Annotated in this window: 24 protein-coding genes; 9 read left to right on the top strand and 15 right to left on the bottom strand. The window is 59.7% G+C overall.

Translation table 11 applies throughout. The features are described 5' to 3' along the window. The first annotated feature begins 194 nt into the window (after positions 1–194). The gene (locus tag ACN2TU_RS09215; protein WP_435154831.1) at positions 195–824 is read left to right on the top strand and encodes an RNA ligase partner protein; all 630 of its coding nucleotides are present in this window, start codon (positions 195–197) and stop codon (positions 822–824) included. Positions 825–1,283: 459 nt separating this feature from the next. Here ACN2TU_RS09215 and ACN2TU_RS09210 read toward each other — a convergent pair whose 3' ends face one another. Next, on the bottom strand, positions 1,284–2,348 hold the full coding sequence (locus ACN2TU_RS09210) for an aminotransferase class I/II-fold pyridoxal phosphate-dependent enzyme (protein WP_435154830.1): 1,065 nt from the start codon (positions 2,346–2,348) through the stop codon (positions 1,284–1,286). A gap of 175 nt (positions 2,349–2,523) precedes the next feature. Between ACN2TU_RS09210 and ACN2TU_RS09205 the strand changes: the two genes are divergently transcribed. After that, entirely contained in the window at positions 2,524–2,982 is a 459-nt protein-coding gene (locus tag ACN2TU_RS09205) for a DUF5518 domain-containing protein (RefSeq protein WP_435154828.1), read from the top strand. A 16-nt stretch (positions 2,983–2,998) separates the two neighbouring features. Here ACN2TU_RS09205 and ACN2TU_RS09200 read toward each other — a convergent pair whose 3' ends face one another. Further along, complete coding sequence (locus ACN2TU_RS09200) at positions 2,999–3,364, bottom strand: hypothetical protein (protein WP_435154826.1); 366 nt, start codon at positions 3,362–3,364, stop codon at positions 2,999–3,001. A 114-nt stretch (positions 3,365–3,478) separates the two neighbouring features. Between ACN2TU_RS09200 and ACN2TU_RS09195 the strand changes: the two genes are divergently transcribed. Beyond that, a complete protein-coding gene (locus ACN2TU_RS09195) occupies positions 3,479–3,892 on the top strand; it encodes a GNAT family N-acetyltransferase (protein WP_435154824.1) in 414 nt (137 codons plus the stop codon). Positions 3,893–3,899: 7 nt separating this feature from the next. Here the strand turns inward: ACN2TU_RS09195 and ACN2TU_RS09190 are convergent, their stop codons facing one another. Together ACN2TU_RS09190 and ACN2TU_RS09185 are read right to left on the bottom strand one after the other, a co-directional pair. Then, positions 3,900–5,573, bottom strand: a complete 1,674-nt coding sequence (locus ACN2TU_RS09190) for an ABC1 kinase family protein (RefSeq protein WP_435154823.1) — start codon at positions 5,571–5,573, stop codon at positions 3,900–3,902. A 6-nt stretch (positions 5,574–5,579) separates the two neighbouring features. Then, positions 5,580–5,936, bottom strand: a complete 357-nt coding sequence (locus ACN2TU_RS09185; RefSeq protein ID WP_435154821.1) for an Hsp20/alpha crystallin family protein — start codon at positions 5,934–5,936, stop codon at positions 5,580–5,582. A 218-nt stretch (positions 5,937–6,154) separates the two neighbouring features. Here ACN2TU_RS09185 and ACN2TU_RS09180 point away from each other — a divergent pair, with 218 nt between their 5' ends. Continuing rightward, positions 6,155–6,328, top strand: coding sequence for a hypothetical protein (locus ACN2TU_RS09180; RefSeq protein ID WP_435154820.1), 174 nt, complete (start codon positions 6,155–6,157; stop codon positions 6,326–6,328). 13 nt (positions 6,329–6,341) lie between these two features. Here the strand turns inward: ACN2TU_RS09180 and ACN2TU_RS09175 are convergent, their stop codons facing one another. Beyond that, positions 6,342–7,124: a GIDE domain-containing protein gene (locus ACN2TU_RS09175; protein ID WP_435154819.1), complete on the bottom strand. Its 783-nt coding sequence runs from the start codon at positions 7,122–7,124 to the stop codon at positions 6,342–6,344. A 72-nt stretch (positions 7,125–7,196) separates the two neighbouring features. On the opposite strand from ACN2TU_RS09175, the gene ACN2TU_RS09170 reads away from it, so the two are divergent. Next, entirely contained in the window at positions 7,197–8,408 is a 1,212-nt protein-coding gene (locus ACN2TU_RS09170) for a molybdopterin molybdotransferase MoeA (protein WP_435154817.1), read from the top strand. Next, entirely contained in the window at positions 8,405–10,291 is a 1,887-nt protein-coding gene (locus ACN2TU_RS09165; RefSeq protein ID WP_435154816.1) for a molybdopterin biosynthesis protein, read from the top strand. Before ACN2TU_RS09170 ends, ACN2TU_RS09165 begins: the two co-directional genes overlap by 4 nt. On the opposite strand, the gene ACN2TU_RS09160 is transcribed toward ACN2TU_RS09165, so the two are convergent. The 6 genes from ACN2TU_RS09160 to ACN2TU_RS09135 all read right to left on the bottom strand — a co-directional run bounded on the left by ACN2TU_RS09160 (position 10,250) and on the right by ACN2TU_RS09135 (position 17,150). Next, positions 10,250–10,912, bottom strand: coding sequence for an HAD family hydrolase (locus ACN2TU_RS09160; protein WP_435154814.1), 663 nt, complete (start codon positions 10,910–10,912; stop codon positions 10,250–10,252). The two genes, ACN2TU_RS09165 and ACN2TU_RS09160, sit on opposite strands and share 42 nt — an antisense overlap. 102 nt (positions 10,913–11,014) lie before the next feature. After that, positions 11,015–12,322 carry an ABC transporter ATP-binding protein gene (locus ACN2TU_RS09155; RefSeq protein WP_435154813.1) on the bottom strand — a complete coding sequence of 436 codons (1,308 nt, stop codon included), beginning with the start codon at positions 12,320–12,322 and terminating at the stop codon, positions 11,015–11,017. Next, complete coding sequence (locus ACN2TU_RS09150) at positions 12,319–13,518, bottom strand: ABC transporter ATP-binding protein (RefSeq protein WP_435154812.1); 1,200 nt, start codon at positions 13,516–13,518, stop codon at positions 12,319–12,321. The genes ACN2TU_RS09155 and ACN2TU_RS09150 overlap by 4 nt, the downstream gene beginning before the upstream one ends. Beyond that, entirely contained in the window at positions 13,515–14,531 is a 1,017-nt protein-coding gene (locus ACN2TU_RS09145) for an ABC transporter permease (protein WP_435154811.1), read from the bottom strand. Before ACN2TU_RS09145 ends, ACN2TU_RS09150 begins: the two co-directional genes overlap by 4 nt. After that, positions 14,528–15,514 carry an ABC transporter permease gene (locus ACN2TU_RS09140; protein ID WP_435154810.1) on the bottom strand — a complete coding sequence of 329 codons (987 nt, stop codon included), beginning with the start codon at positions 15,512–15,514 and terminating at the stop codon, positions 14,528–14,530. Before ACN2TU_RS09140 ends, ACN2TU_RS09145 begins: the two co-directional genes overlap by 4 nt. 31 nt (positions 15,515–15,545) lie before the next feature. Then, positions 15,546–17,150 carry an ABC transporter substrate-binding protein gene (locus ACN2TU_RS09135; protein ID WP_435154809.1) on the bottom strand — a complete coding sequence of 535 codons (1,605 nt, stop codon included), beginning with the start codon at positions 17,148–17,150 and terminating at the stop codon, positions 15,546–15,548. Between the two features lie 129 nt (positions 17,151–17,279). Between ACN2TU_RS09135 and ACN2TU_RS09130 the strand changes: the two genes are divergently transcribed. Beyond that, positions 17,280–17,915: a reverse transcriptase-like protein gene (locus tag ACN2TU_RS09130; RefSeq protein WP_435154808.1), complete on the top strand. Its 636-nt coding sequence runs from the start codon at positions 17,280–17,282 to the stop codon at positions 17,913–17,915. 13 nt (positions 17,916–17,928) lie between these two features. Here ACN2TU_RS09130 and ACN2TU_RS09125 read toward each other — a convergent pair whose 3' ends face one another. Continuing rightward, positions 17,929–18,066 carry a C2H2-type zinc finger protein gene (locus tag ACN2TU_RS09125; RefSeq protein WP_435154807.1) on the bottom strand — a complete coding sequence of 46 codons (138 nt, stop codon included), beginning with the start codon at positions 18,064–18,066 and terminating at the stop codon, positions 17,929–17,931. Between the two features lie 75 nt (positions 18,067–18,141). Further along, a complete protein-coding gene (locus ACN2TU_RS09120) occupies positions 18,142–18,324 on the bottom strand; it encodes a hypothetical protein (RefSeq protein ID WP_435154806.1) in 183 nt (60 codons plus the stop codon). An 88-nt stretch (positions 18,325–18,412) separates the two neighbouring features. Here ACN2TU_RS09120 and ACN2TU_RS09115 point away from each other — a divergent pair, with 88 nt between their 5' ends. Continuing rightward, positions 18,413–18,829, top strand: a complete 417-nt coding sequence (locus ACN2TU_RS09115) for a hypothetical protein (RefSeq protein WP_435154805.1) — start codon at positions 18,413–18,415, stop codon at positions 18,827–18,829. 289 nt (positions 18,830–19,118) lie between these two features. Here the strand turns inward: ACN2TU_RS09115 and ACN2TU_RS09110 are convergent, their stop codons facing one another. After that, positions 19,119–19,247 (bottom strand): hypothetical protein, encoded by a 129-nt coding sequence (locus ACN2TU_RS09110; protein WP_435154803.1) that lies wholly within the window; start codon positions 19,245–19,247, stop codon positions 19,119–19,121. A gap of 75 nt (positions 19,248–19,322) precedes the next feature. Here ACN2TU_RS09110 and ACN2TU_RS09105 point away from each other — a divergent pair, with 75 nt between their 5' ends. Continuing rightward, a complete protein-coding gene (locus ACN2TU_RS09105; RefSeq protein ID WP_435154802.1) occupies positions 19,323–20,003 on the top strand; it encodes an IS6 family transposase in 681 nt (226 codons plus the stop codon). A 68-nt stretch (positions 20,004–20,071) separates the two neighbouring features. On the opposite strand, the gene ACN2TU_RS09100 is transcribed toward ACN2TU_RS09105, so the two are convergent. Beyond that, complete coding sequence (locus tag ACN2TU_RS09100; RefSeq protein ID WP_435154801.1) at positions 20,072–22,330, bottom strand: NADP-dependent malic enzyme; 2,259 nt, start codon at positions 22,328–22,330, stop codon at positions 20,072–20,074. Between the last annotated feature and the right edge of the window lie 40 nt (positions 22,331–22,370).

Below are 22,370 nucleotides of genomic sequence, written 5' to 3'. Positions count from 1 at the left end.
CGTGTTACCGACCACTTGGTTTTTGCTCCGCGTCTACACCCAATCGATGTAGGCCGTCCGGTTTGTCCTCACGGCTCCCGCTACAGTTTGTACTTGGTCATCAATCGTTATGAACTTTTTTCAGGGGTTCAGACATGTGTGGGGTGAACAAATAGCATGGGAGAGCTTTTGTCCTTTCGCGCGAATCAGCAATCATGCCGGAACACCCGCTCAAACAGCGGTTCGTGCTCGATACGTCGGTCTTTCTCACGGAGGAAATCCGGGACGAAGACGAGGACTTGGAGTCGGCCATCGACCGACTTCTCGATGCGATCGCCACGGCGAAGCTCTCGCTCAACATCTCCTGTTATATTCCGCCCTCGGTTCACGACGAACTCACGGTCGTCCTCCGGGACCGTGGAATTTCGGAATCCGTACTTTCGAAACTGGAGACGTGGGTCATCAAGAAAAATCCCGCTCGATTCGAAGTGATGATTCCCGCCGAACTCGTCTATCGGTTCATCGCCGAGATGAGCAGTCGGGTGGATAGGGGCCTGCGCGTCTCCGAAAACGCAGTTCGCGAGGCGTTCGACGACGGCGAAGCGAACGTCGGCGAGGTCATCTCCGACCTGCGGAGCGAGTATCGTTCGACGCTTCGACGCGGGGTTCTCGACTCGCGGGAAGATTTCGACCTGCTCGTCCTCGCCAGCGAACTCGACGCTGGCGTCGTCACCGAGGATACGGGTATCGTCAACTGGGCCGAGGATTTCGGCCTGCGCTACCTCCGTGGGCGTGATTTCCCACCGCTTCTCGAAGCATATCTCGAAGCCAGTGATGGGGTGTGAACTACCGGATTCCGAGATTATACCTCAGGCACGCGAGAAACGCGCGAGGGACGACCGAAGAACGGAGTTCTTGTGAGCGAAGCGAACGAGAGCACGGAAGAGCGTAGCTCTTCCGGTGTGACGAAGGAATCGGTTGGGGAGGATGTGGTGCGGTTGCTGTGCGGAAGCGGTTTCATTGTTGTCGCGATTTGCTCCAACACAGTCTAATCAAACGAGAGCAAGAAAATCACGACAAAAAACGAAGCCCTCACTCCCTACGGTCGTTCGCCCTTCACCCACCGAGGAACCACCAGAGTCACGTCCTCCCCAGCCGACTCTTTCGTTCGCACGGCTCACTCAGTCGTCCCTCGCACGCTGTCAGCACAAACCCTCGGACGACCACTATCCTCGGGACTGTGCAAGCGCGCGCCGGGTGGTATATTTGAGTCGGCGGTAGCTAGCACTGCAATTTCCTCACTCCTACCGGTCGAGAAACGCCGAAACTCTCCCCAAGCCATCTTCTAACTCCTCGGCAGGAAGCCCGAACCCGATTCTGAAGTACTGGTCGTAGCCGAACAAATCGCCCGGCGCGAGGACGACGCTCTCCTCCTCCACGACGCTGCGACAGAACTCCTTTCCGTTCTCGAATCCGTCTGGAATCGAGACGAATCCGTTCACACCGACCGGGTCGTACCAGTCGAGTCCGTGCTCGTCCACGAACTCGCGCACCCTGTCTCGATTTCGCTTCGCCAACTCGCGGTTTTCGGCCAAAATTTCGTCCTCTTGCTCGCCGAGCGCCTGCCACGCGACGTGCTGGTCGATGATGCCCGGCGAAATCGTAGTATAATCCTTCCACTCCCACGCACCGTCCACGACTTCTTCAGCACCGACCAACCACCCAAATCGCAATCCTGCAAGTCCGTACGCTTTTGTGAGGCTCGTCGTGCTGATGCCGTGTTCGCCCATGCTCGCCACGGGCGGCAGTGGATCCTCCGCGAGTAAGCGATACACTTCATCGCAGAGAAGGTACGCCCCGGCGTCCGCCGCGAGGTCGTAGAGAGCTTCGACTTTCTCGTGTGGATGATAGCGTCCAGTCGGGTTGTTTGGATTGTTCAGTACGATGACCCGCGTCTCGTCTCGAATCGCGTCGGCCACTGCGTCAACGTCGAGTTTCCATTCCGGGGGTTCAAGCCCCACCCGACTGACTTCGCCTAGCGACTCCGGCACGGCGTGGAGCGCTTGGTAGGTCGGCGTCACGACGACTGCGTGGCCACCTTCGCCCAGCAAACTCAGAAACGCCAGAAAGTTCGCTTCCTGCGTCCCACAAGTAAAGAGAACCTCGTCGGCAGTTCGGTCGTAGCGTTCGCCGACTTCAGCCCGAAAGTCAGGGTTGCCGTTCGTCGGAATAACGTACCCCAACTCCCCGGGGTTCGTGTCGAAACGGTCGGTGTCGAGGCTTCGGATACCGCTTTCGGCCAGCATGATGTCCGCCTCGTGTTCGTACTCGGCGAACCAGCGTTCCAGTTTGAATGGCGCTATCTGCATACCGTCCCTTGTTCGCGGGCAGTCGAAAAGCTACGGGACGTGGCAAGCGCGGACGTGGCGATTTCTTCATTCGATTGCATGCGACTATCTGATGCGTGCTGTTGACTGGTAACAACGACTTCTAATTAGTTAGTATGACGATAGATTCAGACAGTCACGGCACGATGGTTAACGTATGACCCTGTTTCGGAACCTCCGCCGCGATTTGCGTACTCCGAAATTCCGAACCGCAGTTCTCCTTGGCATCATTTCGATGCCGTTTATGATTGTAGAGAACCTGACCTCCGACCCTGCATCTGCCATGGCCCTGTTTGTTGCATGCGTAATTTCGGGCTATCTCTATGAAGTCCGGTCAGTACCAAGCACTCAAGCAGGAGCAGTCACGGGGTTCATTGGAGGGCTTCCAGTCGCTCTCTGGCAGAGTTGGTCAGTGCTAATCGATTGGTGGGCCCACCCGATGCTCTTAGATGCCGTTGGCGACTCGTGGCTAGTCGCTCTACTTTCGGTTGTAGCGGCCGTTCTCACTGGCGCTATTTTGATCGGCATCCTCCTCTGGGTTGGGAAAATCGGTGGCCTCATCGGTGAGTGGCTACGCAAGCGCGTCGGTACCGCGCGACTGTCCAATGCTAACTAAATCAGCTCGATAAAAATCACGGTACGCCGACGTATTTGTGTCGTCGATACAGATACAACAGGCCAAACGGAATGCCGATACCGAACCACATGGTAATCCCGAGGAGGAGGTACTCCGACCGAGGTTCCCACTCCGACACCGACGCGACGTATCGGCGGTCGAAGTGAATTCCGATAGCGACGATGGCGGGTGCTGTGAGAACTGCGACACCGAAGACGAATCTGATCGGTGCCGGAATCGTCGAGTGTAGTGCGGGCGACATACCGAACACCGCCGACGTGACCGCTGTAAGGAGGGTTGATACCAATCCAGGCAGGACGAGCAGCCACCAGCGTCTGTCTCGGTCGGCCGCGGTGGTGGAGGGCTGAGCGTGTGATGTCACGTTCGAATAGATGGTTAGTGTTGTGAAAAAGTAATTTGGGGTGTGTCTGATATTTTGAACATCGTGTATTTCTCCCGTCACTAGATTGATTTGATAACTCGTGTTGGTTTCCGTATGGAGCCGAATGTCGTCCATCGACTAACCGACGAACAGGTCGAACAACTCTTCGAGCTCTACGAATCGACTTATTGGGCGGACGACCGAAACCTCCTAGAAATACGCCATATGCTCGACGAAACCGGCGTATTCGTCGGGGTGTGCGACCAAAAAACGGACGAGCTAGTCGGATTCGCACGAGTGTTGACCGACTACGTGTTTCGGGCGTTCGTCGAGGACGTAATCGTCGCCGAAACGCACCGAAACGAGGGATTCGGCCGAATTCTCATGGACGCGTTGTTCGCGCATCCCGACCTCCAGCAGGCCGAAAGCATCACGCTCGGCTGCCGAGAAGACGTCGTCAGCTTCTACGAGCGGTGGGGGTTCGAGGTTGCACCCGAGGAAATGCAGCTGATGAACGTCGTTCGGTAAAATTCCGTTACTCCCTTCCACGCCGTTCCCGCAAATTCTGGCGCGTGAACTGCGGAGTAGCCCGTATTCCGCGCCGCTTGCGGAACGAGCGATAGAGGAGGCCGACGATGAGGAGCGAAATCGCACCCGAAATCGCGGCGGCAGGAATCGCCTCCGCCGCGTACAACACCGCCGTCGTCAGGCCGCCGAACGCGAGCAGGATGCCGTAGATGAGGCGTTTGGCCAGCAGGTCGAACACCTCGTTGTCGTCCTCGATGCTGACGCGGGCGTATAGGTCGTCGCGGTCGATGCGGTCTAGCGCCCGTTCCAGTTTCGGTGGCGCTCTGACGAGCGACTGGGCCGAGGCTTGCAGTTGGTCGCTCGTCTCGGAGACGTACTTTTTGATGGATTCCTCGCGGTAGCCTTCCTCGGTCAGATACTCCGTCGCCACGGCGATGAAGTCGAATCCGGGGTCTAAGGTGACACAAACGCCTTCGACCACCGTCGCCACGCGCAGGACGAGAGCGAGATTCGAGGGGAGGCGAAGCGGGAACTCGTAAATCGTGTCTTCCACTTGCTCGACGATTTGTTGAACCCGATAGGTCTCGATGTCCTCGCCGCGAGCGTCCTCGATGGCGAGTTCCATCACGTTCCCCATCGTCGCGCGGTCGGCCTCCGGGCTGAGGGTGCCCATCTCGATGAGCGAGTCCAGAATGCCGTCGATATCCTGGTTCGCGACAGCGATGTAGAAATCAACGATTTTGCGTTGGATGAACTCGTCTACGTGTCCACTCATGCCGAAGTCGTAGAAGACGATGGTGCCGTCGTCTTTGACCGCCAAATTGCCGGGATGCGGGTCGGCGTGGAAAACGCCGTCTTGAATTATCATCTGGAGGTAGGCACGCTGGAGCGTCGTCGCCAGTTCGTGGCGGTCGATATCCTTTTCGTCCAACTCCTCGACTCGATTGATTTTCGTCCCGCCGATGTACTCCATGGTGAGGACGCGCGGGCCAGAGCGACTCTTGATAACGCGGGGAATGGCGATGTCGTCCTCGTCTTCGAAGTTTGACCGAATTTCGGCCAGCATCGACGCCTCCCGGTCGTAATCCATCTCCTCCCGAATCGTTCGGGCAAACTCGTCGGCTAAGTTGTCGAGCGAGAACGCTCGACCCTGTCCGATAAACCGCATCAGGATTGGAAGCGACCAACGAATCACGCGCAGGTCGGCTTCGACCAGTTCCTCGATACCGGGTCGGCGAACCTTCACCGCGACTCGCTCGCCGTCGATTTTGGCGGCGTACACCTGTCCGAGGCTCGCACCGCTTATGGCTTCGGTGTCGAACTCGCCGAAGTTGTCGTCCACCCGCCCGAGTTCGGACTCGATCACGTTCTCTGCTCGCGCCCATTCGGCGGGTGGAACCTCGTCTTGCAGTTTCGAGAGTTCCTCGACGTACTCCGGCGGGAGGATGTCCGGTCGCGTCGAGAGCAGTTGACCGAGTTTGATGAACGTCGGCCCCAACGTGAGTAGCGATTCGAGAAGCGTGTCCGCCCGCTCGATTCGGGTTTCACTGTCCACCTGCCGGGACGGACCGAACACGAAAAACCGGTGTCGGTCACGGGCGTAGCTCAGCAGGAGCGGCAGGAAGTGCCATGCGACGACGAAGAACCGACGATACGCGCGGAGAGATGCCAGAGAGACCACCCGAGGCTATCGACCTTTGATAGGCACGGACTTGTCCGGTGCGGCCGACCGCTTCGGCAACACGATTTCGAGGACGCCCCGCGCGACGGTCGCTTCGGCCCCCGACCCGGTCGCATCCGGCGGAAGCGGGAGCTCGGCATCGAGGAACAGTGAACGCTCCTCGCTCAAATAGTCGAACTCCATCGGAACGTCCTTCTCACGCCGCGCTTCGATTTGGAGGCGGCCATCTGTCACGTCGATATCGATTGTCTCCTCGGTGACGCCGGGCATGTCGATGACGAGGAGATACGCGTCCTCGCTCTCCAGTAGGTCTGCGAACACGGCGTCCGGGAGTTCTCGCAACGCATCGCGCAGCGCTGACATGGTTCCGTTTTGGTAGGCAAAGGCGAAAAAGGGTGCGGTATGGGAGATGCGCTATCGAAACCCACCCGTGCTAACGGTGACGACGATGCTTCTGTAAAATATCGAAATGTATGCCGTAAAATCGCGAGAACAATTCGTTCCGACGGAGGTGAGGTTGAACCCCGTGCCAAAACAGGTTTTTCGCAACAATTACTATCCGGTCGTCCGATAGATACGATGTGAGACACATCACGCTCCTCGCTCTCCTCATCGTCTTCGTCTACTCCACTATCGTCGTCTTCGACACAGCCGTACGAGGTGAAACGAGATGGATGGAGTACATCGCTCCCGCCGTCGGTGGCGCAATCGGCATGTCCATCGCGTATCGGTCGAAACACCGCCTCTCTTTTTGACGAGTTGATCCGATTATATTGTCTCCAGCAGTAACACGCTGGCAATCGCCAACAAAACCGTTCCCCCGAGCGCGTACGGAAGCCCACCCCGCGCAAGCCGCCACGCCGCGCCGCGTTCGCTGGTATCCGAGACGAGAAATCGCGGGACGCTCTCCCCGTGGCCGATGACGATGTTCACTTCGCCCGCCTCGCTTCCGGCGGACGAATCGTAGCGCGCTTCGCCGAGGGTATAGACGGGTTCACCCGGGTCGAGCCGCTTCTCGATGTACTTTCTATCCTTTCCGGTGTTCAGTTCGAACAGTTTGAGGTCGAGCGACCGCTCCTCCGAATCTACGTCCTTGTTCTCGGCGATGAACCGCCGGATTCGTTCGGGCGGTCGTTTGCCGCCGCGAACGTCGATCGAACGCTCGGCGTTGAATCGAAAGTCAGCGCCGCGAGGGTCCACGAGCGCGCTGGCGGTTTTGTCCTCGACACGGAACGGGATGTGGTTCCGACTCGAGTCGATGGTGCGCCAGTTTCGCCCGTGCTGGGTGCTCTCTTCCTCCTGCACTTCGTACTCGTACGCCAAACACTCGGTTCCGGTGAACGGCGACGTGATGGCTCCTTGCTCGGCGTGAGCGACACCTTCGACTTCGACGGGGGTTCCGTCGCCGAGCGACATCACGTCGGTTGGGTCGTTCGTCAGGATTCGGTAGGCGACTCGGAGGTCTTTACTGCCATACCAGAGCATGGCGCACCCGACGAGGGAACTGACGCAGAGAATTGTCAGTACGAAAGGGTAATCGGGGAGGGTCATACCGGAATTGATGTCCACCAGACGATAAGTGTTCCCCGCTTCCTTTTTGCCCGCCGACTCGAACGGGAAGACATGAGCGACCAACAACCGGACAGAAAGCAGTCCGGATTCAAGGAGACGACTCGTGTGGCGGCCGCCCGCGACCGACTCCGGGAGGCGGTATCCGGACACGACCGCACCGAATCCGTATCTCTCGATGCGGCGGACGGACGGGTGCTCGCCGAGGCGGTCGTCGCCCTGCGAAACGTTCCCCACTACTCGCGGGCGGCTATGGACGGCTTCGCTGTCCGAGCACAGGATACCTTCGACGCGAGCGGCCGTTCGCCCGAAATTCTCCGCCAAACCGACGAGATGGCACCCAAAGCCGCGGTTCGCGTCCACACCGGAAGCGAACTTCCCGACGGCGCGGACGCCGTGGTGATGATAGAACAGACCGACGAGTTCGGCGAGGAAATCGAAGTGTTCGATGCAGTCGCGGAGGGCGAAAACGTCGCTCCGGTCGGCGAGGACGTAGCAGAAGGACAATCGTTGTACGACCCCGGTCATCGTCTCAGGCCGTCCGACCTCGGCATGCTGAAATCGGTCGGCATCCGAGAACTGACGGTGTACGACCGCCCCCGTGTCGCCGTGATTCCGACCGGCGAAGAACTGGTCGAGTCGAATCCCGACCCCGGTCAAGTCGTCGAAACGAACGGGTTGACCGTCTCGCGATTCGTCGAACGGTGGGGCGGCGAGGCGACCTACCACCACGTCGTGACTGACGACGAGGATGCACTCGGCGACGCCATCGAATCGAATCTCGACCACGACATCATCGTCACGACTGGCGGGTCGTCGGTGGGTGAGCGCGATTTGCTCCCCGAAGTCGTATCGGAACTGGGTGAACTCCTCGTCCACGGTGTTGCGCTGAAACCGGGGCATCCAGTCGCATTCGGCCGAGTCGAAGGGACACCAATCGTGATGCTTCCGGGGTATCCCGTCGCCTGCATCATCAATGCGATGCAGTTCCTTCGCCCCGCACTGAAGTGGACTGGCCACCTGCCGTTCGATTCCATGCCGAAGACGAGCGCGACCCTCAGCAGGAAAATTCGGAGCGAACCGGGGATTCGCTCGTTCGTTCGAGTCACGCTGGACGACCGCACGGCAACCCCGACGCGCGCCAGCGGTTCCGGTGTCCTCTCCAGCGTCGCGCTGGCGGACGGCTGGGTCGAAGTGCCCGAAGAACGCGAGGGGATACCCGAAGGTGAGACGGTTTCGGTTGCGAACTGGGAGTGGTCTGCATGACTGAGCGCAAGGAGTTCCGCGACCTCGCCGAGCCGGAGGATGCTCGCGAGGCCATCGCGTCGCTCGACCTCACGCCCGAAACCGAACACGTCCCACTGGAAAAAGCGCGCGGCCGGGTGCTGGCCGAACGACTGGACGCAGACCGCGACGTGCCCGGATTCGACCGTGCGAGCATGGACGGCTATGCGGTGCAAGCGCGGGACACCTTCGGCGCGGACGAGGCTGACCCCGCGATTCTCGACCTCGTCGGTGAAGTTCACGCGGGCGAAGAACCCGGCATCGAGGTCAGTGACGGCGAAGCAGTCGAAATCTCGACCGGAGCCGTGATGCCACCCGGTGCCGACGCGGTGGTGATGGTCGAGCGAACGGACGAACACGAAGATGGCGTCGAAATCCGAACCGCGCTCGCGCCCGGCGACCACGTCATGCTCGCGGGGGCGGACGTTTCGGCGGGACAGCTCGCGCTCGGCCCGGGAACGCAACTCACGGCGCGGGAAATCGGGTTGTTGTCCGCGCTCGGCGCGGACGAGGTACCGGTTCGCGGGAAACCCCGTGTCGGTATCATTTCGACTGGAGACGAACTCGTTCGTCCCGGTAATCCCCTTTCCGACCGGTCCGGCCAGATTTACGACGTCAACAGCTACACCATCGCCACGGCAGTTGAGGAAGCGGGTGGTGAACCCGTCCTCTACCCCCACGCGGGCGACGATTATGACGAGATGGAGCGCCTGTTGTTGGAGGCCGCCGAGGAGTGCGACCTCGTGCTCTCGTCGGGGTCTACCAGCGCAAGTGCGGTGGACGTAATCTACCGAGTCATCGAATCACAGGGCGAACTCCTGCTTCACGGGGTCGCCGTCAAACCCGGGAAACCGATGCTCATCGGCCGGTTTCCGAACTCGGCGTACGTCGGTCTGCCGGGGTATCCCGTCTCCGCGCTGACCATCTTTCGAACCTTCGTCGCACCGGCCATTCGGAAGGCGGCGGGCGTTCCGGAACCGATCACGGCGACCATCGACGCGCGAATGGCCGTGGAAGAACGCTACGGGGAGGGACGAATGCGACTCATGCCGACCGGTTTGGTCGAAGACGAACAGGGTCGTGTGCTCGCCTATCCCGTGGACAAAGGAAGTGGCGCGACGACCAGTCTCGTGGAGGCCGACGGCGTGGTAACCGTCGCGCCGGACACGGCCTACCTCGCGGAAGGCGAGCCGGTCGAGGTGCGACTGTTTTCGCCGGACGTGCAACCGCCGTCCGTCTTCGGCGTCGGCGAGGACGACCCCGCGCTGTCGCGCCTCCTCGACCGACTCGACTCGCCGCGCTATCTCGCGCTTGGCAGTCGGGAGGGACTGCGTCGCCTTCGGAACGGCGTCCCGGATTTCGCGGTGGCGACCGGCGACACGACCGACGCGAGTGACGGAACCGAACTCGCGTCCTACTCCCGAGAGTGGGGTCTGGTCGTTCCTGCCGGAAATCCCGAGGGTATCGAGGGACTCGAAGAGTTGGTCGAACGCGACCTTCGGTTCATCAATCGCGGCACCGACTCCGGTCTGCGGACGACGCTCGGAAACGCCATCGCTGACCTCGCCGACGAACGCGGGACGACTCGCCACGAACTCGTCGAATCCGTTTCGGGATTCGAGATGACGGTCAAAGCGCACGAAAGCCCGGCGCGGAAAGTCGCATCGGGGTCGGCGGACGCGGGACTCGGCTTGCGTGCGACCGCCGAAAAACTTGATTTGGGGTTCGTCTCCCTCGGCGAGGAACGGGTTCGCGTGCTGACGAACCCGAACCGAGAATCGAAGGCTGGCGTCGAAGCGCTAGGCGAGGTGCTCGATTCCGATTTAATCGGTGTACTCGATAGCCTGCCCGGCGTTCGACCATAGCTCGTCGAAACTGTTGACTCGGTAATCACCGAGAACGCACTGATTCCGACGGTGGGGGTCGTGGCGTTCGACGTGAACCGCATCGAGACCGGTGTTCCATGCCGCACCGATATCGCTCGACCCGTCGCCCGCGAGGACACCACGGTCGGTTTTTTCGACACCCATCTCGGCCATCGCGTACTTGATCGGTGCGGGGTCGGGTTTCCACCCCATCTGCTCGTCACAGCAGACGACGGTATCGAACCAGTCCCGAATGCCGAGACGGTCGATGACGGGGTCGGTGAGGAATTGCTGGCAGTGGGTGACCAATCCGACCGGACAATCCAGGTCTGCGACGAAGGCGGCATCGTCGTACAAGAACGTGTGTTCGGCGCGCAACTGCGGGTCTTCTATCGAGTGGAAGGCATCCCAGAACGTCGGCGGGTCGATACCCCACTCGCGAAGTTGTGCGTCCCGCGACCCGCCAAGCCCGTGCCAGATGATTTCCGATTCGTACTCGGTGAACTCCCGACCAAGGCGGTCGCTCACACGGTCGAACACCGAGCTGATGTACGTGGGTTCGATATCGATGAGTGTTCCGTCCAGATCGAGAAGCCAGAAATCGTACTCGCGAGCGACCATCGGGGTTCCTCTAGTAATGCCTCTTCGCTTATAACTCTTCGTCTAACATCGTCGCGGAATTCGATCCCTGACGGTTTGAAAATCGAGAACGTCGCTTCGAGTTCAGTCCGCCGACGACTCCATTTCGCGCGTTTCCGGAGCCGGTTCCGGTTGGTCGTAGAGATGACATGCGGCGGGATGCTCGCGATTCTGGAGAACCGGCCGTTGCCGTTCACAGATGCTTTCGAACCGCTTCCGCATCACTTCGATTGCTCCCTCACGGTCGTCGGAAACGAACCGGTCAAACGATTCGGCGACGGTGGCACGGTTTTCTCCCTCCAGTTGATGGGTGAAGAGTTCTTTCCACAACTCGGCTTTGAGCGTCTCGTCGTCCAGTTCCGCCGGATTTTCGTCAGGCCCGGCGGCCAGTTCGCGCACCCCCGGCAAACTGATCTCGTCGGATTCGAGTCGCTCGCGGTAATCCATAACCTCGCGGTACGCGGTCTGTCGAATCTCCACATCCCGTGGCGGGATGACGTTCGGACATCGCGTCCTGAAGTGACAGCCAGATGGTGGATTCCGCGGCGAGGGCACGTCACCTGATAGCGTGTGGATGTCGCGTTCCTGCTCGCTGGTGTCCGCTCGGGGGACGCTCTCCAACAGTGCTTGCGTGTAGGGATGTTGTGGGTCGGTGAAGATTTCGTCCACCGGGCCGACCTCCACGATTTCGCCGAGATACATCACCGCCACGCGGTCGGAGATGTGGCGAACGACCGAAAGGTCGTGGGCGATGAACAGGTAGGTCAGACCGAACTCGTTTTGCAAGTCCTGGAGGAGGTTCAGCACTTGGGCCTGCACGGACACGTCCAGTGCCGACACCGGTTCGTCCAGCACGATGAAATCCGGTTCCAACGCGAGTGCTCGCGCGATTCCGATTCGTTGGCGCTGTCCCCCCGAGAACTCGTGTGGATAGCGGTCGATCTGCCCCGCCGAAAGGCCGACGCGCTCCATGAGTTCTTGCACGCGTTCCCTGCGCCCACTCCGCGAGCCGACACCGTGAACGTCTAGTGGTTCGCGGATGATTTCGCCCGCCGTCATTCGCGGGTCGAGGCTGGAGAACGGGTCCTGGAAGACCACCTGTGCGCGCTTTCTGAACTCGGTCAAATCGTTCAGTTCGTAGACGTCCTGGCCATCGAACTCGACGCGCCCGCCGGTTGGGTCGCGCAGACTGAGCAAGGTTTCGCCGGTCGTGGATTTGCCGCATCCCGACTCGCCGACGAGACCGAGCGTTTCGCCCTCCTGAATCTGGAACGAGATACCATCGACCGCTTTCACGCTTTTCGGCTCTCGCCCCAGCAGTCGGTCGGTTAGGGTATCCTGTTCGAAGTAGTACTTCTGGAGATCGGAAACGCGAAGGAGTGGGTCAGTCATTCGTTCTCACCTCTGTTTTCGGCGGTCGAGTCGCGTTGGAACCGGTTTTTCGACAGTGCGTGCGACTCGTCGTATTCCATCCGGGTAAGCACACAGCGCGCCTCGTGTTCGGTGCTTCCGCCAGCGTCGTCCATCGAGGGATGGGAAAGGCATTCCTCCATCGCCTTCGGACAGCGGTCGGCGAAGTAACATCTGTCTTCCATCTCCGAATCCAGCAGGTCGGGGACGTTCCCCTCGATCGGCTGGAGTCTCGGGTCGGGGTTTTCCAAGTCCGGTAGCGACCCGAGCAGTCCCTGCGTGTAGGGATGCACCGGCGCGTCGAACACGTCTTCGAGCGTTCCGCGCTCGACCAATTCCCCGGCGTACATCACGCCGACGCGGTCGCACATCCGGGCGACGACGCCGAGGTTGTGCGTGATGAGCATGATACTCATGCCGGTGTCCTCCTGCAAGTCGCGCAGGAGATCCAAGATTTGGGCCTGAATCGTCACGTCGAGGGCCGTCGTCGGTTCATCCGCGATGAGCAAATCAGGTTCGCCCGCGAGCGCCTGTGCAATCATCGCCCGCTGTAACATTCCGCCGGAGAACTGGTGTGGGTACTCCTCGGCACGGTCTGCGGGGTCGGGAATACCGACCTGTTCCAGCAGGGAGACCGCTTTCGCGTGACTCGCCTCGCTGACGTAATCCTGCGACGGCAGGACGGTGCTCGCGATTAAGTTGGTGAGCCCGTAGCCCTGCGTCCGCGAGCGCGTCGAACGCGGGTTCGACCGCGCTCGCTGTTGAACTTCGACGGCCTCCGCGATCTGCTCGCCGACGGTAATCGACGGGTTCAGACTGCTCATCGGGTCCTGGAAGATCATGCTGAACGACGGCCCTCGCAGGGCACGTCGTTCGCGGGTCGTCAACTGCCGGATGTCAACGAACTCGCCATCGACGGCCTCCGGCCGGTCGCTTTTCGTCTCCTCGGCAAGCGTCGGGTTACGATACCAGACTTCGCCGGACGTGATTCTGCCGGGCGACTCCACGAGGTCGATGATGGAGAGCGCGGCGACGCTCTTTCCCGACCCGGATTCGCCGACGACGCCGAACACCTCTTCCTCCCGAACATCGAAACTGAGCGATTCGCAGGCGTTGACTTGCCCTTTTTCCGTGAAAAAGCGCGTCGAGAGGTCGCGGACGCGAAGCAGGTCGCTCATACGCCACCTCCTTCGCCCTCGATACCGGGGTCTAAGGCGTCACGCAACCAATCCCCGAGGAGGTTGATTCCGATGACGGTGATGACGATTGCCAGGCCGGGAACCGTCGAAATCCACCACGAGGTGGCCAGATAATCCCGTCCTTGCGAGATGTCGAAGCCCCATGAGAGGTTCACCCCGGAAAAACCGAGGTACGACAGCGCGCTTTCGAGCAGGATGATGGCTGCGATTTGGATGGTCGCCAGCACGATGATCGGCGTCACACTGTTCGGCAAGATGTGCTTGCGCAGGATGAACGTGTCGCGTGCCCCGACGGAGCGGGAGGCTTTCACGTACTCTTCACCCGTCACCGTCAGTGCTTCGCCGCGTGCAACGCGGGCGAACCACACCCAGTTGACGAGCGCGACGACGAGGATGACCGTCCCCGGAAGCGCAATTTTTTGGGGCATGCCGGAAACGACGCCCAACGCCACGAGCGGGTCGGGGAACGTGAGCACCGCGCGTTTGAACAACCCGACCAACGCGATCGCTAACACGAGCGATGGGAACGCCAACATAATATCGGCGCTTCGCATTAGTGCGTCGTCTACGATTTTCCCGTAGTAGCCTGCGACGAGTCCGACGGTCACCCCGATGAGTGCCGCCAGTGCCGTCCCGAAGAGACCGACGAGGAGCGAGGTTCGCGCGCCGTAGATAACCCGCGAGAGCATGTCGCGCCCGAGTTGGTCGGTTCCCAGCGGATGGGACGGCTGTGCCTCGACGTAGGTCGTGTTGTTCACGATTTGCACGGTTCCATTGACTAACTGGGAACTCGTCTGCGTCGTCTGCTTGCTGAATCCTAACGGCGGCAGATTGGAGTCGTCCAGATTCTGTCGGGTCGGATTGTGCGGTGCCAAGAGCGGCGCGAACGCCGCGACGAGGATGACACTGATAACGACGACGACACCGATTTTCGCCAGCAAACTCTGTCTAAACTCGCGTTTGAGGTTGCGAAGCGTGCGCGGTGAAATCATTCGTACACCACCTGTGGGTTGATGTAGGCGTACAGCGCGTCCACGAAGATGTTCACGACGACGAACCCGGTGCCGACGACGATGAGCGACCCCTGAATCAGCGGCCAGTCACGAGCGTTGATGGAGTTGATGATGAGCGTGCCGAGTCCCGGCCACGCGAACACCTGCTCCGTGATGACTGCCCCGCCGATGAGCGTCCCCAACTGCAAGCCGAGGACGGTGATGACCGGGATGAGGGTGTTCCGGAGCGCGTGCTTGTACCGAACCAAGGTCTCGGGCAGTCCTTTCGCCCGCGATGCCCGGATGTAGGTCTTCCCGAGTTCGTCCAACATTCCGCTCCGCGTGAGGCGGGTGATGAGCGCGGTGAAGTACGTCCCCAGCGTTATCGCCGGGAGGAAGATGTGTTTCAACCACGTCACGAGCCCGTTGAAGCTTCCCTGCGTGAACACCATCTCCAGTGCTGGTATCAGGCCGATTCCGCGCTGGCTCGTCGGCAGCGGTCCGGCGACGGCCAACAGCAACACCAACATGATGCCGAGCCAGAAGTTCGGCGTGCTGATGCCGACCAGCGAGAACGTCGTCGCCAGATAGTCCGCCGGTTCGTGGCGTCGCGTTGCACTAAGAACGCCCAGCGGAATCGAGATGATGACCGCGACGAGACTCGCCGCGACGGCCAGTTCGAGCGTCGCAGGAAGGCGGTTGAAGATTCGCGTGCTGGCCTGCGTTCCCGAGATGTACGAGTAGCCCATATCCCCTTGCAGGAGTCCGGTGATATACTCGAAATACTGGACGTACAGCGGTTTGTTCAAGCCGAGTTCGACAGCGATTCGCTGTTTCAACTGCGGACTCGCGTCCAACGGTGCGATAAACGTGACGGGGTCGCCGGGCGTGATGAATCGAAGGAGAAACACCACGGTAACGACGCCCCAGATGACGAATATTCCCTGGACGCTCCGTCGGAGCAGGAATCGACCCATCGACATCTAGTGACACCTCATCGATAATCCTGACATCCTATTTTTGCGAAATCGCGTATGCCTCGATTCGTTCGTCACGCCGTGCTTTCCAGTTCAACCGTTGGCTGACGCCATAGACGCTGTACTGCCGGTTGAGGTATATCCACGGTGCTTGGTCGTGGAGAACTTTGTTCACCTCTTTCAGCTTCGCGTTGCGTTTCTGGCCGTCCGGCATGTTCTGTGCCTCGTTCATCAGTTTGTCCACCCGCTCGTTGCTGTATGACGTGAGCGCCCCATCCGTCGTCAGCAGCGGGATGATCGTCTGGCTGGCGTCGAACGTCGCGTTCCCCCAGCCGATGAGGTAGAAGTGCGGCCCGGTTTCGATGTCCCCGTCCGCCAACTCCCCGGCGAGCGCGTTGAAATCACGCTGTTGGACGGAGCAATTGACGTTGCTGAGTTGGTTTATCTGCTGGGACACCGCCTGTGCGATTTCCACGTCTTTCAGGTAGCGGCCGACCGGCGTGTGAAGCGTGATACTTGCGCCAGCATGACCGCTTTCCTGAACGAGTCGTTCCGCCTCCTTTTTCCGCTTTCCGTACGGCTTGACGTTCGAATTGTAGCCGGTGAACCCTTCCAACGTCGGTTGGCTGGTCTGATCCGCGAAGTTGGAGAGAACGTTTTTGATGATGCTCGGCAGGTCGATGGCGAGGTTCATCGCCTTGCGGAACTGCGTGCTGGAGAACGGTTCCACGTCGTATCGCATCGCGTTGTAGATGATGCGCGTACTCGGCACCGCGGCGAGGCGGGAGTTGCCCGACCCCTTCACACGCCCGGCGTCCTGCGGTGGAACGTTGACGATGATGTCCGTCTCGTCGTTGACGAGTTGGTTCACTCGCGTGCTCGACTCCTTCGCCGCGTTGATGGTGAGTTTCGAGACGGCGGCCGGGTCGCGCCAGTAGTTCTCGTTGCGCTGGAAGACGACCTGCACGTCTTCTTGATAGTTCTGCAGTTTGAACGCCCCGGTGCCGTTCATGTTCTTGGCGATGAAGTTCTTGCTGTTGTTCTCGATCCACTTCTTCTGCACGATGTCACAGTAGGTCGCGAACAGACCGAACACGATGGGATTGACGCCGTCGGATGTGACCTCGATTTTGCCGTTCGTCACTTTCGCACCCGTCACGCCGGAAAGCTGGTCGCTCTGTGGACTTTCCAGGTTGCCAACTTTCGGTTTGACAATGCGGTTGATGCTGAAGGCCACGTCCTCCGGGGTCAGGTCGTCTCCGCTGTGAAACGTCACATCGTCGCGGATGGTGAACTCGACCGTTTTGTCGCCGGTTCGTTCGTAGTTCGTCGCCAGCTTCTTGGTAATCTTCCCCTTTGGGTCACGGGAAAGCAGACCCTCGTAGGCCTGCAAGACGACGTTGTCCGTCGTCGTCTCTCGGTGGTTGTGTGGGTCGAGCGTCGATGGCATCTGCCCCTGCGTGATGGTGACCGGGAAATCCCCCGTCTGTCCACCGCCACCGCCACCACCGCCATCGCCAGTGGTCGTTCCGTCCTGGTTTTCGTTACTGTTTCCGCCGGAACAGCCGGCAATCGATGCCGATGCCGCGGCTCCACCTGCAAGTTTCAGATACGTCCGCCGATTCAGTTGCTCGTCGGGCATATCCTCCTATGACGTTTTCTGGGATATATATCTGTGGTACAAGCCATCATTCCCGCGTTTAATAATCTCATGACATATATTGCCGAACACAACCTCACATTTATGTAATCAGACATCGAAAGGTTGAATATGGCCGTTCACGGCCGACATCCCTCACTGCGAGACTTGTTCGACGAGTCGCCCACGCCGCACATTGCCCACCCACCTCATACCCACCACCGTGATTTCTACGTCGCCACCGACGGTTCGTACAGTCACAACGCCGGTGAGGGCGGGCTTGGCGTCATCATCGAAACCCGCGATGGCAAGCGTGTCACCCGGCTTTCGGTTCCCGACGACGATGTCCCCGATAACAACGTTGCCGAGTACCGAGCACTCCATCTCGGACTGGACGTGTTGGCGGTTCGTGCTCCTGCTGATGCACGGGTCGGCGTACTAGTCGACCACGACCAACTGGCCGCCAACGTCAACAACGCGGTGCTCGCCGCCAACCGAACCGACTGGCGGCCTCCGAAACCGTTCTCGGTTCCACCAGCGGGGAAGTTCCACTGGCGAGGAATTCGTGCCAGAATCGCCGGATTCGACGAACTCCGGGCCGCCCAAATCCGGAGCGACTGCAACCCCGCACATCCCTTGGCGAACGCACCGAAGGAATACGCCCACGTAAACCGCGAACCGGCGCGGTGTCTGCTCCCCGACGCTCCGGGGTCGAGCGAGCCACAGATTCCGCCGCCGTCCCGGGCGAACAGGCATGCAAGTGATTGATCCGTAAGGACGTTCAGTCCACGAGTCCCTGCTCGCGCATGTGTTTCCGAAGTTCGTCCTTGGTATCGAACTCGGTTCCACACGCCTCACACCGATAGGTTTCCTCGGACATGGTCGAACCGACGGGACTGTGGTGGGTAACGGCTTCCATCACGTTCCCGTGTAAACCGTCTACAATGATGTCGGCCGATACACAAAACAAACCGTATCGCCGATTACCGACGAGTCACAACTGCTGGCGCTCACCGTCGGCTATTATGTCGTCATCTTCGGCGTCCTCACTCACTATTACGTCGTACAAACCAGGTCGTACAGTTGGGTCGCCCACATAATCGTTCTCATCGCCCTCGCCGGAATCGCCTTTGAATCTGTAACCCGGTCGTGGCGTTCCGCCTACTGAATCCACCACGACGATGACAGGTAACGAATCGATGTGATACCGACAACGAAACGACTACAACACTGCTCTGAGTGGGCAGTGCAAGGTGTGGCACGCGATGAGCACGCGGATATTCGACTCGCTGAGACGGTACTGGAAACGACGAACTGACCGACCGGACTACAGACAAGCGTACGTCAAACTCCCGCTCGACACCGACCTTCCTCGACTGGCACACGAGTTCGAGGTCGTTTGCGAGGGACAACTCGACCGACTCCCCCAGCGGGATTCTATCGTCGTCGAGACGGACTACGTCCCCGAGTCGAGGTTCGATGCCGAGAAATTTGCGGGGTTGGTGGACGGAATTCGGGAATCGTGTTCCGGGGAGTACGTCGTGCATGAATCGACCAAGTGGCGACTGCATCGGGATGGCGTGGCAAAGACGCATACCGTTGTTCCCGTGAAACCGCTGTACTCAGTTTCTGAAGCGGAAGAAGGGACTTCGAAAGAGCAGATATCGGGACATCCTCGGTAGCTCATCTTGCGTTTTTGATTGGAAGTTGTTCATGCTTATCTGATAGTTGATCGAATTTCCATTATTTCGTTGGTAAATCACGACAACACTTGACCGCCACCGCACCCTCCCCAATCGACTACGTTTCTCGGTCGCTTCACTCCCTGCGATACTCGTCCCTCGCGTGAACCCAGACAGGCCCTCGGCGGTGAACGCCTTGGGCCTGCTGGCACACGCGCCATGTGATATTGCGTCTATCCGAAACACCGGTTTCTCATATGGCGCGCGAAGGCGAAACCGTGAGCCGTCACTATTCGTCCGCGCGAGGGACAACTAAGCGAAGGAGGGAGTCGGTTGGGGAGGGTGCGGTTATTTTGGAGTCGGCAATTGCGAGCGACTCTCCCAGAAACAGCAAATCGGCCACCGCTGGTTCCATCATCTCATAACCGACGCCGGAAACAGCTGACAAGGCACTGTCTAGATAAGGACGAGCAGGTTGAAGAGTTAGTGATTCATGCTACTCTCAAACCTGCTCAATAAGAGTTTAGAGACGGCTACGCTTGAATGTTGGGAGCGTGAGCGGACGGCGACGCCCGTCAGGGCGTTCGCCGTCCGGCTCCACGCGACCGGCTGTTCGCTCAGAGAAACAAAAGAAATTCTTCAATTATTCGGCGTAAATCGCTCTCATCAAGCAATTTTTCAGTGGGTACATCGGCTCGCTGACAGCGTCTCGGATCCGCCGTCGGCGTCGCCGACGCGGGTCGCGGTGGACGAAACCGCTGTCAAAATTAACGGCGAATGGTCTTGGGTGTACGCTGCAATCGACACCGAAACAAAACTGTTACTCGATGTCAAAGTGTTTGATCGACATGGGACCGATCAAGCGGCTGTATTTCTATCTGAACTCGCCGAGAAACACGATCTTTCCGATGCGGTGTTTCTCGTTGATGGCTACGGCTATCGGACTGCCCTCTTCCGAATTGGGTTGAGCGGTCACCTCGACTATACCGAGCGAAACCTGATCGAGAAATGGTTTCACACGCTCAAGCAGCGAATCGACCGCTTTCATACGTCGTGGGTGGGCAGTCGGCCGAGCGTCCAGCGCTGGCTTGAACAGTTTGTGCATTACTATAACCAGCAACGACCGCATCAATCGCTCAACAACCGAACGCCTGTCGAGGAAGAGCTAAACTAGACAGTGCCGCTGACAACAAAGTAACAAAGAAGTCGGAAAAATTCTCGCTACACGTTCGTTCGTTCGCGTTATTCGTTCTTCTGAGAGTCCACAACCGCCACGCCAGCCAGATTGACGATGTCCTTCACCTCGTCGCCGCGCTGGAGGACGTGGACGGGTTTGTCCATGCCGACGAGCATCGGGCCGATGGCTTCTGCCCCACCAAGGCGCTGGAGGAGTTTGTAGCCGATGTTGCCCGCTTCGAGGTTCGGGAAGACGAGGACGTTCGCGGGTTCGTCCAGATCCGAGAACTCGTAGGTGCCGTTCAAAATCTCCTCGACGACCGCCGTGTCGGCCTGCATCTCGCCATCCACGGAGAAATCGACTTCCGGGTCGTCGCGGAGCATCCGGGCCGCATCCCTCGGTTTGCGGGTTCCCTCGTTATCCACGCTGCCGAAGTTGGAGTAGGAAAGCAGTGCGGCCCGCGGTTCGACGTTGAACCGGCGTGCGAGTTTCGCCGTCTGCTTCGTCACTTCGGCCAGCACGTCCTCGTCGGGTGCCTGATTCACCGTCGCGTCGGCACAGAAGATGACCTGATTCTTGAACGTGAGCATGTAGACACCGGCGGCGTAGTTTACGTCTGGCGCGGTGCCGATGACCTGTAGCGGCGGTCGGAGTGCCGATGGATACTGGTGGGTTAAACCGGTAAGCATCGCATCTGCATCGCCCTGTTCGACCATCACACTCCCGAGGTAGTTGCTGTCGCGTTCGACCAGTTCTGCGGCCTCACTTCGGGTAACTCCTTTTCGTTCGCGCAGTTCATACAGACGGTCGGCGTAGCCGTCGTAGTCGCCGTTTTTGGGATCCACGACTTCGGGTTTAAAACCGAGGCCGAGGTCAGTGGCGGTGGCTTCGATCTCCTCGCGGTCACCGATGAGGACGGGGTCTGCGATACCCTCCTCGTGCAGTTGGTAGGCCGCGCGAATCATCTTTCTATCAGTTCCTTCCGCGAGTGCGACGCGCTTGGGGTCGCTTTTCGCCTTGTTCAGGACGACGCGCATCATCTCGCGGGATTTGCCGAGTCGTGCTTCGAGCGTTTCGACGTACTCGCCGACTTTGAGGTCGCTCCGGGCGACGCCGGTTTCGATGGCGGCCTCGGCAACCGCGGGTGCGACTTCGAACAGCACGCGGGGGTCGAGCGGTTTCGGGATGATGTACTCCGGACCGAACTGGAGCGGTTGGTCGCCGTACGCTTTGACCACGGCGTCCGGCACGTCCTTTTTCGCGAGTTCCGCGAGCGCGCGCGCCGAGGCGATTTTCATCTCCTCGTTGATGTCGCTGGCACGCACGTCGAGCGCGCCGCGGAAGATGAACGGGAACCCGAGGACGTTGTTGACCATGTTCGGGTAGTCGGAGCGCCCGGTTGCCATGATGACCATGTCGTCGCGTGCGTCTTTGGCTTCCTCGTAGCCGATTTCCGGGTCGGGGTTCGCCATCGCGAAGATAATCGGGTCGTCGGCCATCGAGCGAACCATCTCCTGGCTGACAATGCCGCCGACCGAGAGGCCGACGAACACGTCCGCATCCTTCAGCGCGTCCGCGAGGCTTCCCTCGGGAACGTCGCGCGCGAACTCCGTTTTGAACTCGTTCACGTCCCCGCGTTTGGCGCGGTTTTTGGTGATGATTCCAGAGGAGTCACACATCGTGATGTTTTCCTTGCGCGCCCCGAGGGAGACGTAAAAGCGGGCCGTCGCAATCGCGCTCGCCCCAGCGCCGGAGAAGACGATGTCGAGTTCTTCCGGACTCTTGCCGTTGATTTCGGTCGCGTTGAGCAGGGCGGCCCCGCTGATGATAGCGGTGCCGTGCTGGTCGTCGTGGAAGACGGGGATGTCCATCTCCTCGCGGAGTCGCTCCTCGATTTCGAAACACTCCGGCGCTTTGATGTCCTCCAGATTGATGCCGCCGAAGGTCGGTTCCATGGCGCTGACAGTTCGAACGATGTCGTCCGGATTCGCCTGGTCGAGTTCAATATCGAACACGTCGATGTCCGCGAATCGTTTGAAAAGGACGCCTTTGCCTTCCATGACCGGTTTGCTGGCCTGCGCGCCGATGTCGCCGAGTCCAAGGACGGCACTTCCGTTCGACACCACGCCGACGAGGTTCCCTTTCGCAGTGTAATTGTACGCCTTCCCCTCGTCTGCTGCGATTTCCTCGCACGGGGCGGCCACGCCTGGCGAGTACGCAAGACTCAGGTCGCGCTGTGTGTTCGTCGGTTTCGTCGTCGATATCTCGATTTTCCCCGGCGGGTCGCTGCGGTGGTAATCGAGTGAATCCTCTTCGAGTCCCATGTCCGGTATCTTCCCGCCCTCCGCTAAAAATCTATCCGAA

Source organism: Haladaptatus marinus (assembly GCF_051194195.1).
Note: the sequence above shows the minus strand (reverse complement) of the source record. Positions and strands in the feature narration are given on the sequence as shown.